The organism is Curtobacterium sp. MMLR14_010 (assembly GCF_001865015.1).
Taxonomy (GTDB): Bacteria; Actinomycetota; Actinomycetes; order Actinomycetales; family Microbacteriaceae; genus Curtobacterium.
On record NZ_MJGV01000031.1, the window covers coordinates 15,135 to 26,852 of the forward strand.

The 11,718-nt window shown below is 73.1% G+C and carries 9 protein-coding genes and 1 tRNA gene; all 10 read right to left on the reverse strand.

The features are described 5' to 3' along the window. Positions 1-174 precede the first annotated feature (174 nt). Positions 175-3,612 carry an error-prone DNA polymerase gene (locus tag BIU98_RS07450; RefSeq protein ID WP_071274175.1) on the reverse strand — a complete coding sequence of 1,146 codons (3,438 nt, stop codon included), beginning with the start codon at positions 3,610-3,612 and terminating at the stop codon, positions 175-177. Positions 3,613-3,625: 13 nt separating this feature from the next. Further along, complete coding sequence (locus BIU98_RS07455; protein WP_083393073.1) at positions 3,626-5,248, reverse strand: DNA polymerase Y family protein; 1,623 nt, start codon at positions 5,246-5,248, stop codon at positions 3,626-3,628. Continuing rightward, positions 5,245-6,081: a hypothetical protein gene (locus BIU98_RS07460; RefSeq protein WP_175481311.1), complete on the reverse strand. Its 837-nt coding sequence runs from the start codon at positions 6,079-6,081 to the stop codon at positions 5,245-5,247. Before BIU98_RS07460 ends, BIU98_RS07455 begins: the two co-directional genes overlap by 4 nt. Before the next feature lie 65 nt (positions 6,082-6,146). After that, entirely contained in the window at positions 6,147-7,649 is a 1,503-nt protein-coding gene (locus BIU98_RS07465; RefSeq protein WP_071274178.1) for an anthranilate synthase component I family protein, read from the reverse strand. After that, positions 7,628-8,551, reverse strand: coding sequence for an aldose 1-epimerase family protein (locus BIU98_RS07470; protein WP_071274181.1), 924 nt, complete (start codon positions 8,549-8,551; stop codon positions 7,628-7,630). The genes BIU98_RS07465 and BIU98_RS07470 overlap by 22 nt, the downstream gene beginning before the upstream one ends. A 97-nt stretch (positions 8,552-8,648) precedes the next feature. Then, positions 8,649-8,721: transfer RNA gene (locus BIU98_RS07475), tRNA-Ala, on the reverse strand. A gap of 95 nt (positions 8,722-8,816) precedes the next feature. Then, positions 8,817-9,212, reverse strand: a complete 396-nt coding sequence (gene rsfS / locus BIU98_RS07480) for a ribosome silencing factor (RefSeq protein ID WP_071274184.1) — start codon at positions 9,210-9,212, stop codon at positions 8,817-8,819. Positions 9,213-9,332: 120 nt separating this feature from the next. Then, the gene (locus BIU98_RS07485; RefSeq protein WP_071274187.1) at positions 9,333-10,874 is read right to left on the reverse strand and encodes a hypothetical protein; all 1,542 of its coding nucleotides are present in this window, start codon (positions 10,872-10,874) and stop codon (positions 9,333-9,335) included. Then, on the reverse strand, positions 10,871-11,470 hold the full coding sequence (gene nadD / locus BIU98_RS07490) for a nicotinate-nucleotide adenylyltransferase (RefSeq protein WP_083393075.1): 600 nt from the start codon (positions 11,468-11,470) through the stop codon (positions 10,871-10,873). Before nadD ends, BIU98_RS07485 begins: the two co-directional genes overlap by 4 nt. Before the next feature lie 11 nt (positions 11,471-11,481). After that, a complete protein-coding gene (locus BIU98_RS07495; RefSeq protein ID WP_071274190.1) occupies positions 11,482-11,682 on the reverse strand; it encodes a hypothetical protein in 201 nt (66 codons plus the stop codon). Positions 11,683-11,718: the final 36 nt, after the last annotated feature.

Sequence of the window (11,718 nt, forward strand, 5' to 3'; positions counted from 1 at the left end):
CGGGGCGCGACTCGCGTCGGCCTGGCGCGGCGCGGCTCCGGGCCGCGCGGCGGCTGGCCGGCGTGGCTCCGCACCACCGACGTCGGCTCGCGCCACGGACGTCGGCGGCGCGAGCCGACATCGGTTGTTCAGATCCACTCCGTGCCTGGCGCCCGCGGCACCGCGGCACCCGCGTCACTGGAAGTCGCGGGACCTCGTCCTGACCGCCAGCGGGAGTCGCTCGATGCGGTCGGCCACGACGTTCACGACGCCGTCCTGCGAACGCTCGAGGATCCCGCGCACGACGACCGCCGGTGACTCCCGGGCGACTCGTCGGTACCGCCCCCACACCCCGACGCTGCAGATGACGTTGACCAGGCCGGTCTCGTCCTCGACGTTGAGGAACGTGATTCCCGACGCCGTCGCCGGACGCTGCCGGTGCGTCACGATGCCGCCGACCTCGATCCGTCGCCCGTTCTCCGCGGTGGCGAGGTCCTCGACGCTGAGCACCCGCTTCGCGCGCAGCCGGTCACGGAGGTGCCCGACGGGGTGGTCGTCCGTCGTCATGCCCGTCGACCACATGTCCGCGATGAGGACGTCGCCGCTCGTCATCTGGCCGAACAGCGGCGGCTGCACGACGACCTGCGTGTCCGGCAGCTGGTCCGGGCGCTCGGCCGCGGCCTGGGCAGCCGACCACATGCCCCCGCGGCGGTCGACCCCGAACGGGGCGAACGCGTCGGCGGCGGCGAGGGCCTCGAGCTGTGCCGTCGTCAGCCCGACCCGACGGGCGAGGTCGGACATGTCCTTGAACGGACCGTTGGCGTCCCGCTCGGTGACGATCCGCTCGGCGCTCTTCCGTCCGAGCGAGGCCACCTCGGCCAGCCCGAGCCGGACCGCGAAGGCGCCGTCCCGCCGGTGCTGTGCCGTGTCGTCGGGGTGCGTCTTGTCGAACGGCAGCACCGGTGGCTGCTCGGCGGCGAGACAGGCATCGTCACCGTGCTGAGCGGCGGCGTGCCCGTGCTGACCAGCAGCGTGCCCGTCGAGGGGCTCCAGGGTGGCGTCGACGGCCGAACGCAGGATGTCCGGACGCAGCACCTCGACTCCGTGTCGGCGGGCGTCGGCGACCAGGGTCTGCGGCGCGTAGAAGCCCATCGGCTGGGCCCGGAGCAGCGCCGCGAGGAAGGCCCCCGGGTAGTGCAGCCGCATCCAGGCGCTGGCGTAGACGATGAGCGCGAAGCTGATCGAGTGGCTCTCCGCGAAGCCGAAGTTCGCGAACGCCTGGATCTTCGCGTAGATGGCGTCGGCATCCGCACCGTGGATGCCGTTGTCCGCCATGCCCGCATAGAGCTTGTCGCGCAGCCGGTCGATCTTCTCGTGTCCGCGCTTGGACCCCATGGCACGCCGCAGCAGGTCGGCGTCGTCGCCCGAGCAGTTGCCGACGGCGATCGCCATCTGCATCAGCTGCTCCTGGAACAGCGGCACACCGAGGGTGCGTTCGAGCACGGGCTCGAGTGACGGGTGCATGTAGGTGATCGGTTCCTCGCCGGTGCGGCGACGGATGTACGGGTGCACCGCACCGCCCTGGATCGGCCCGGGACGCACCAGCGCGACCTCGATCACCAGGTCGTAGAACCGGCGCGGGAGCAGTCGTGGCAGCGTGCCCATCTGTGCGCGGGACTCGACCTGGAACACCCCGATCGTGTCTGCCCGGCACAGCTGGTCGTAGACGCCCTGCTCCTCCTTCGGGATGGAGTGCATCTCCCAGCGCTCCCCGCAGTGCTCCGCCGCCAGGTCGAACGAGTACTGCAGCGCCGCGAGCATGCCGAGCCCGAGCATGTCGAACTTCACCAGCCCCATGTACGCGCAGTCGTCCTTGTCCCACTGCAACACGGTGCGGCCGTCCATGCGGGCATGCTCGATCGGCACGACCTCGCCCACCGGCCGGTCGGTGAGCACCATGCCGCCCGAGTGGATGCCGAGGTGTCGGGGGAACCCGAGGACGTCGCTGGCCAGCCCGACGACCTCGGCCGGGATGTCGTGGTCCTGGCTCTCGGTGACGGACCCCCAGCGCTCGACCTGCTTGGACCAGGCGTCCTGCTGCCCGGGGCTGTGACCGAGCGCCTTGGCCATGTCCCGGACGGCGCCCTTCGGCCGGTAGGTGATGACGTTCGCGACCTGCGCGGCGTTGTACCGGCCGTACTTGTCGTAGACGTACTGGATCACTTCTTCTCGGCGGTCCGAGTCGAAGTCGACGTCGATGTCGGGCTCCTCGTCGCGCATCGCCGACAGGAACCGCTCGAACGGCAGTCCGTAGCGGATCGAGTCCACCGCGGTGATCTCCAGCAGGTAGCAGACCGCCGAGTTCGCGGCCGAACCGCGCCCCTGGCAGAGGATCCCCCGCCCCCTGGCGTACTGCACCATGTCGCGGACGATGAGGAAGTACCCGGGGAACTTCTTGTCCTCGATCACCGCGAGTTCGCGTTCGATGCGCTCCCGCTTGTGCGGGTCGACGCCGTCCGCGCTGCCCGGGTACCGGCGACGGGCACCGTCCCACGTGAGCTCGCGCAGCCACGACATCGCGGTGTGGCCGTCGGGGACGTCGATGTCGGGCAGCCCGGGCTGCACGGTCTTCAGACGGAAGCCGAGTTCGTCGGCGAGCGTCACGCTGTGCTCGATCGCGCCCGGGTACCGCGCGAACCGGCGGGCCATCTCGGCACCGGAGCGCAGGTGGGCGGTGTCGGCGGCCGGCAACCAGCCGTCGATCTCGTCGAGGCTGCGCCGTGCCCGCACCGCCGCGAGTGCCGTCGCCACGGGGAACCGGTCGGGTGTGGCGTAGTGCACGTTGCCGGTCGCGACGACGGGCAGCGCGTGCGCGGTCGCCAACGCTGCGAGGGCGTCGTTCCTGGCGCTGTCGAGCGGATCGCCGTGGTCGAGGAGCTCGACGACCACGTTGCCGGTCCCGAAGCGGTCGAGCAGCGCGCGGAGGGCCGTGTCTGCCGCGGACTCGCCGCCGTGCTCGAGCGCCTGTCGCACGGTGCCCTTCCGGCAGCCCGTCAGCACCCGCCAGTGCCCGCCGGACCGCTGGGCGAGGTCGTCGAGGTCGTACTGCGGGCGGCCCTTCTCGGATCCGGCGAGGAGGTGGGCACTCGTGACGGCGCCTGCCATCCGGTGGTAGCCGTCCTGCCCGTCGGCGAGCAGCAGCAGGTGGGAGCCCTCGGGGTCGGGGACGCCGTTCTGCGGCTCGGTCAGGCCGAGGGAGAGCTCGGTGCCGTACACGGTGCCGACGGTCGGGTAGGCCTCGGCGACCTCCGCCATCCGGGCAGCACCGTAGAAGCCGTCGTGGTCGGTGAGCGCGAGGGCGTGCAGACGCAACCGGGCGGCTTCCTCGAACAGGTGCTCGGGCTGGCTGGCGCCGTCGAGGAAGCTGAACGTCGAGTGCGCGTGCAGTTCCGCGTACGGCACGGTGGGCGCATCGCCGCCCTGGGCGACCTCGGACGGTTCGTACGGCGCACGCTTGCGCGACCACGCCGGGCTGTCCCCGCCGTCGCCCTCGTGCGCGGTCCCCGGGCTCCGCTTGTCGGACAGCGCCCGCTCGAACTGCGACCACGGGATCGGTGGGTTGTTGTACCCCATCAGCTGCTCCTGTTCACGTGGCGACCGCCTCTGCCCACCAGCGGTGGTCGGCGAGGACCAGGTACCAGGCCCGTCCTTCGGCGTCGACGAGCTGCAACCGGTGCAGGCGCCGACCGCCGGCGTCCCACCAGCGCACGACGAGCGGCCAGGGACCGGCCCACGCGGTCACCGCGCCGAAGCCACCGCCACGGTCGCCCTCGGCCCGGAACCGGCTGGGCGTCCCCGAGAGCACACCGCGGTCGTCGACGTCCACGCTGCCGCCGTCGACCGTGACGACGTCCACGGGTCGGGGACGCTCGAGCACGGTGGCGGGAGGCGGCCCGGGGAGCTTGCCGGGCCAGGGACGGTCCCGCACGGCACCGAGGTCGGCGGGTGGGGCGTCACCCCACGGCACGAGCACCATCCGCTCGGACAGGGTGCGGCCACCGCCGATGCGCGGGGTCACCACGCCGTCGTGCCCGACCATGCCCTGCACGCGGGCGAGCCCGTGGTGGACCCGCTCGTCCGGCCCCGACCCCCACAGCCCGCGCTCGTGGTTCGCCATGTCGTCGACGGCGACCGGCTCGAGGACCACCGACGTGACCGGGGCCTCGAGCCCGGTGGGGTCGACCCCGCCGGCGAGCTGCCAGCGCACCCGGTCGACCACGTCGGCAGCGTCGAACCAACGGGGGTGCGTCCACGTGCGCTCGAGCAGGACGTCCCGCTCGTCGAGGATCCCCACGCGGATGGTCGTCGCGACCAGCCCGGCGGCGCGGAGCCGTTCGGCGAAGTCGTCGGCCGACCGGCGGAAGGCGAACGCGATCTGGTCGGCGCGGTCGAGCGCCGGTTCGAAGGAGGCCTCGGTCCGGAGCTCCGGCGGGATCTCGCGCGCGGAGATCTCACGCGGGTCGCGGCCACCCGCCAGCCGGTGCAGGAACGCCCCGGCGAGCCCGAACCGGTCGCGCACCTGTTCGTCACGCAGCGCGGCGAACGCCCCGAGCGTGGTGATGCCGAGGCGGTCGAGCACGGCCGCCAGGTCGGCGTCGCCCAGAACCCCGAGCGGCAGCGGCGCCAGGAAGTCGGACGAGCCGTCGACGGGCACGATGCGCACCCGCTCCCCCGGCCGGACCGGACGGGCCCTGGCCGCCTGCTCCGCCGCGAACGGGGTGTCCGCCACGCCCGCACGGACCCCGGGCGCACCGTGGTCGGCGGCGATGCCGGCGAGCGTGGCCGCTGCGGCGCGTTCACCGCCGTAGTAGCGCGACGGTCCTCGGGAGCGCAGGGCCAACGTGCCGGGGCGCAGGACCTCGACCCCGGGCACCGCTGCCTCCACGGCACGGATGACGGGCTCGAACGCACGGTGGTCGAGCCCGTCGTCGTAGGGCTGCACGACGAGGTCCGTGCAGCGCGCCTGGGCCTCCCGCAGCCGGAGCCCCCGGACGACACCGTGCTGCCGGGCGGACGCCGAACTCGCGTACACCAGGCCCTTCGACACCACCGCGAAGGGCTGCTCCGGCGGCGCACCGGCGGCCCGGGCAGCGGCGATGACGGGCCAGTCCGGGCACCAGAGCACGATGGTCCTGGTGGGCGGGGGCTCGGGCAGGGCCCCGCCACCGCGGATGATCGCGTCGACGCGGACACGCTGCTGCCCGATCACGACGCCACCGCCACCGGCCGCAGGTCGCCGCGCACACCGTGCTCGCCGCCCCCGGGCAGCGCCACCGGCACCGGCACCGCGGTGCGGACCACGCCGTCCGCTGCCGGTAGCAGCAGTTCGGCGCTGAGCGGCCGCACCGCCCCGGCACGACCGGTCGCCGTCACCGTGGCCCGACGCTCCGTCAGGTGGCCGTGCCCCTGTCCGATCCCCGACCACGTGGACGAGGTCACCCGCAGCGTGACGTCGGCTCCTGGCCACGACCCGAGGGCGACGAGCGCGCCCCCACGCTGCCGCAGCCGGGCGGACAGCCGTGCGACGTCACCGGGCACGACCCGTCCGAGCGGGCGGGTCAGGACGATCTGCGCGACGTCGGCCATCGCCGCGGTCACGGCGAGCCACTGGTCGCCCGGGTCGGGCACGAGCACGAGCCGTTCCAGGTCGATCCCGGCGGCCGCCGCGGCCTCGATCCCGAAGGACGGCACCCCGACGACCGCACACCACGCCCCCGCCGCAGAGGCCGCCTGCAGCATGGTCATCGCGAGCAGCACGGACTCGGGCACCGCGTAGGTCCCGCCGACCCGGATGGCGCCCCCGGGCAGCAGGGGCTCCAACGCCGCCGCCGTGGGGAGCCCCGCCGTGTCCACACGGGTCGACTGCATGTCGTCGACCCGCGACCGCAGCGACGTGATCCGGTCGAGCGCCGCGCGGGCGTCCCGGACGTGGTCGGCCGCACCGACACCGCTGACGGCAGCGTCACGACGCCCGGGGCGCTCTGCGCGGTCCCCGGGCGACCGGAGTGCCGTCGCCGTCTGCATGCCCTCATATTCGAACATGTGTTCGATGATGTCAATCGCGTCCGACATTCGCGGACACCGGGTCGAACACCCGTTCGATCAGGTCACCAGGAGACGGCCGCCCCCACACTCCCGAGCACCGACCGCGTCTTCGTCTCGACCTCGTCCGCCTCGTCCTCGGCGACCGAGGACCACGTCACCGCTCCGCCGGCGCCGAGCGTCCGCGAGCGCACGCCGTCGGCAGCGACCACCGTCACCAGTGTCCGGATGGCCACCGACAGATCCGCCGCCCCGCTCGCCGAGAAGTACCCGATCGCGCCCGAGTACACCCCGCGTGGCACATCCTCCAACCGGTCGGAGATGGCCATCGCGCTGATCTTGGGCGCACCGGTCATGGAGCCTGGCGGGAACGCCGCCCGGACCACCGCCGCCCGCGAGGTCCCAGCCGGCACCACGGCTCCGATCGTCGACACCATCTGGTGCACGCTCGCGTACGTCTCGACGTCGCACAGTCGGTCCACATGCACCGACCCGGGCAGCGCCGTCCGCAGCAGGTCGTTCCGCAGCAGGTCGACGATCATCACGTTCTCGGCGCGGTCCTTCACGCTCGCTGCCAGCTCGTCGCGCACCGCTGCGTCCGCCTCGGGGTCCTCGAGCCGCCGTCGCGTCCCCTTGATCGGCTCGGCGAGCACCCCGCCGTCCGCGTCGATGCGCAGGAACCGCTCCGGCGACCGGCTCGCCACCCGCAGCGGTCCGAGCCGCAGGTACGCGCCGAACGGGACGGGGTTGGCCGCGCGCATCCGCAGGTACTCGTCGAGCTGCGGGTCCGTGCCGGCGCCGAGCCGGGCCTCCCGTCCGTCCGTGGGCAGGCCGAAGGCGGTGGTGAGGCAGACCTGGAACGCGTTCCCCTCGCGGATCTCGGCGCGGCACGCGTCGACCGCGGTCTCGTAGGCGGCGCGTGACACGCGTCCGGTCGCCGCCGACCCGGCCGGGAGGCTCGGGGGCACGTCCACGACGTCGGCCGCCGGTACCGGGGTGGTCACCGAGTCGAGCCATGCCCGGTTGGCGGCGCTGGCCGCCGGTTCGGCGTCGCTCACCAGGGCGAGCGCCCATGCCGCGCCGTCGTCCCGGACGACGACGGCGCGGTCGACGAACCGCAGGTCCGCGTCCGCGTGGCCGTCGGCGGTGCGGTCAGGACCGCCGGACTCGCGGCCGAGCTCGTAGCCGAGGAACCCGACCCAGCCGAGCGCGAACCCGAGGCCGTCGAGAGGTTCGTCGAGGTGCGGCGTGGCCGCGAGCAGGTCGTCGAGGACGACGAAGGCGGGGCGGTCCTCCGATCGGACGATGCCGAACCACGACCGTGCCGCGGGTGAGACGTCGATCACGGCGGAGCGGGCCTCGTGCCGGAACCGGACGGCGAACGGGCCGTCGCACGGGGCGACGACGGACCACCTGGCGCGGGGGGTCGCCGACGCGGGCGCATCGTCCGGCAGGGCGGAGTCGAACCAGACGAGGTCGCCGTCCTCCGATCGGACGATGGACGCGAGGTCGACCCCGTCGAGGCGACGGGACGCGATCCTCGGGCTCAGACGGCCGCGATCGTCCATGTGGCCGCGTGCGCTGCGCCCGGGGCGAGCACGACGAGGCCGCGGTCCTCGCCCGCGTTGAACGCGTCGGGCGCGCACGTCATCGGCTCGACCGCGAGGCCCGAGCGGTGGTACTCCGGCACGACGTGGTCGGCCGTGTGCACCTGGGCCCACCCGCACTCGGTACCGAAGGTCACGCGGACACCGTGTCCGTCGGCGGCGGTGACGGTGATCGCGGCGATGCCGTCGGCGTCACGGTCGAAGCCGGTGAAGGCGTGGTCGATGAACCGCGGCCCGATGGGCGTCGCCGTGCGGAGGTCGAACTCGTCGTGCACGGGGACGAGCTCTGTGGGCACGAGCCGGTCCTCGGTGACCTCGAGCACCTCGGCGGCCGGCAGCGTCAGCGTCCAGTCGTCGACGCTCCCCGCGCCCGCGGAGAGGTACGGGTGCGGGCCGGTGCCCCAGGGTGCCGGGCGGTCACCGGTGTTCGTGCCGGTGACGGTGGTGTGCAGGCCCTCGGCGTCGAGGCGGTACTCCACGTGCACGACGACGCGGAAGGGGTAGCCCTCCTGTGCCTGGACGGTCGTCGTCAGGGTGACGCGGTCGGCTTCGTGCTCCTCGACGGCGAAGTCCGTCCACGCGACCAGGCCGTGCAGGGCGTGGGAGCGCTTCGGTTCGGTGAGGGCGAGCTCGTGGTCCTGCCCGTCGAAGGAGTACCGGCCGTCGACGACGCGGTTCGGCCACGGGGCGAGGACGGCGCCGCGGAAGACCGGGCGGACCTCGTCCGCCGCGAACGGGACGACGAGGTCGCGGTCCCCCTGCCGGAGTACGCGGAGCGTGGCTCCGACGGTGGCGATCTCGGCGGTGTACCCGGCGGCGGCGATGGACAGCTGCGTGCCGGAGCGGGGGGCGTCGTTGCTCATGCGCTCAGCGTAGCGAACGGGCGGCATCTGCCCGGAGCCCGCAGCGGCCGGAACGAGTGAAGCCCCGCTCGCCGTGTGGAGAGCGGGGCTTCGTGGGTGGATCTGAGGGGACTCGAACCCCTGACCCCCTGCATGCCATGCAGGTGCGCTACCAGCTGCGCCACAGACCCATTTCGTTTCCCGGGTTCCCCCGAGGCACCAGTGAAGCGTACACCATGGCCGACCCGGGGAGCGAAATCGCGGCAGCACCCCGGGCGCGTCGGTGTCAGGCGTCGGCGGTGGTCTCCGCTGAGGCGTTCGCGGCGACGACGTCGAGCGTGATGGTCGGGCAGTCCGACCAGAGGCGCTCGAGCGAGTAGTACTGGCGGTCTTCCTCGTGGAAGACGTGCACGACGATGTCACCGAAGTCGATGAGGACCCAGCGGCCCTCGCTCCGGCCTTCGCGGCGGAGCGTCTTGGCGCCGGCCTGCAGCATGCGGTCTTCGACCTCGTCGGCGATGGCCATCACGTTGCGCTCGTTGCGCCCGGTGGCGAGGAGGAACACGTCGGTCAGCTGCAGCGGGCCGGTCACGTCGAGGGCCACGAGGTCCTCGGCCTGCTTGGCGTCGGCGGCGCCAGCGGCGACCTGCACGAGTTCCAGAGCACGGGTGGAAGCGGTCACGGAGTCCTTCCGGTTGTCATCCGGCAGGACACCGGACGGGACACGATCATAAGCCACGCCACCGACGGCGGCGCGGGGTGGTCGACCGTGGGGGTCGACAGGAGCGGGATGACGCGGACGTCAGGACCCGAAGAAGTTCGTCGAGACCAGCGCCACGATGATGACGGTGGCCGCGGCGACGCAGACACCGCCGACGGTGATCCCGAGGACCATCGGCACGCGCGACTCCTTCGGCTTGGCGGCCGCGAGGACCACCTGCCGCGTCGACGTGTGGCTCGACACCGCACGGCTCGCCCGCACGGGGCTGGCGTCCGTCTCGGGCTGCTCGTCGTGCTGCTCGAGCAGGCGGTCGACCTCGGCGCCGTCGATCGGCCGGTGCGAACCGGTCGAGGACAGTGACGCCGGCAGGTCGATCGAGCCGGTCAGGATGACCTCGCCCGTGGCGTTGAGCGCACCCGTGGGGTCCGCCAGCGCCGAGTTCGGCAGGATGATCGCGTTCGAGCCCGTCTCAGCGACTCGACGGATGCCGGTCGCCTCGTCGTGGACCTCGGTGTCGTTCGAGTCGTGCGCCTGCGTTGACCAGTGACCGACGGGCGTGGCGAACGTGGTCGTCATCGGCTTCGGCTCGGGCGGTCGCACGAAGGCCACCCCCGGCGCCGACTGCGGTGCAGGTGCCGACGAGACAGCCGAGGCCGGACGGTCCTCGTTCTGGACCGGCACCTCGTTCGTGTCGTCGTCGTCGAGGGACAGCGGGAACACCCCGGGCGTCGCCGCAGCGGCATCCGGGGCAGCCGTGGTGTCCGTCAGGACGCCGGCCGGCAGCTCCGTGGGACCGTCGGGGTCGGCGACACCGTCGGTGCTCGCGTCGCTCCGGGCATCCCCGGACGGAGCGTCACCGGACACGGCCTCGTCGGAGGACGCATCACCGGACTGCGGTGCCCAGGTCGAGCGGTGGCGCCGCGGTTCCTCGGCATGTGCCGCGGCCTCTTCGAGGGGCTCGAGGGCGTCGGGCGACCCGTCGGCAGACGTGGCCTGCTCGACCGCGGCCTCGTCGAGGTGCGTGGTCTCGGCGGAGGGCTCCTGCCAGTCCGACGGCTCCGCCGCGGGGTCCGGCAGCGGCGCGGGGGCCGGGGCGTCCGTGGACTGCTCGTCGGCAGCGTCGTCCGTGGGCGATGCGGGCGGCGTCGCGCCGGCGAACCCGGCGGGCGCGGTCGGCGGCGTGGTGCCGCCCTGGTCGCCCTGCAGCTCGGCGACCGTGCCGAGGACGTCCTGCACCGTTCGGTCCGAGGACTGCGGTGCCGGGTTGCGCAGCGGCACCGGACCGGTGGCCTGCCCCTCGGCGGCACGCATCTGGCGGATCTGTCGGCGGGTGAGACCGCCGGACCCCGGCACGATCTCCGTTGCGGAGGCCGGGGGCTGGTCCGGCACGCCGGCGGACGACGTCGGTGCGGACGGCACGACCGGCCCGGCGGACTGCGCGGGACCGGGGGCCGCCGGAGCGACGTGCGAACCGGGACGACGACGTGCGCCGTCGACGGAGGTGGGCTGGGGGGCGGCCACGGTCGGCGGCGGGGTCACGGGCTGGCCCCCGGCCGAGGCTGCGCGCTCTCGCTCGCGCGCCTGGCGCCGCGACAGGGGCGGCTGCGCGTCGGACGGACTCATGCAACGCTCCGATACAGGTGGTGCTTGGTGATGTACTGGACGACACCGTCGGGCACGAGGTACCAGACGGGGTTGCCGCGCCGGACCCGGTCACGACAGTCGGTCGAGGATATCGCCAGGGCCGGGACCTCGAGCAGACTGACGTCGCGCTCGGGGAGCCCGGTGATGCTCAGGTTGTGGCCCGGACGGGTGACGGCGACGAAGTGCGCCAGGTCCCACAGACCATCATGGTCCTTCCAGTCGACGATCTGCTGGACGGCGTCCGCACCTGAGATGAAGACGAGCTGGGCGTCGGGCCGCTGTTCGTGGAGGTCGCGGAGCGTGTCGACCGTGTACGTCGGGCCGGGACGGTCGATGTCCACGCGGCTGACGGTGAACATCGGGTTCGACGCGGTCGCGATGACCGTCATCAGGTAGCGGTGTTCCGCGTCGGTGACACCGGACTTCATGTAGGGCTGTCCGGTGGGGACGAAGACGACTTCGTCGAGGTCGAAGGACCTGGCGACCTCCGATGCGGCGACGAGGTGGCCGTGGTGGATGGGGTCGAACGTGCCGCCCATCACACCGATGCGGGGCCGCCCCGAGCTCTCGAGCATGGAGCGGCGCGTCAGATCTTGGTGTGGCCGTACTCGTCCACACCGGTCTCGTGGGTGCGGGTGGCCTCGAACTTGTTCGAGTGGCGGTACGCGATGTCACGGAACGACCACGTGACGAAACCGAGGAAGGCGAAGAACGCAGCAGCCACGACCGGGAAGATGAACGCGGGGACCGACGAGGCGTTCTCGGCGGCTTCAGCGAGGAGGGTCATGGTGCGGTGCTCCGAATCGATCGAGGAAGGCTGTGG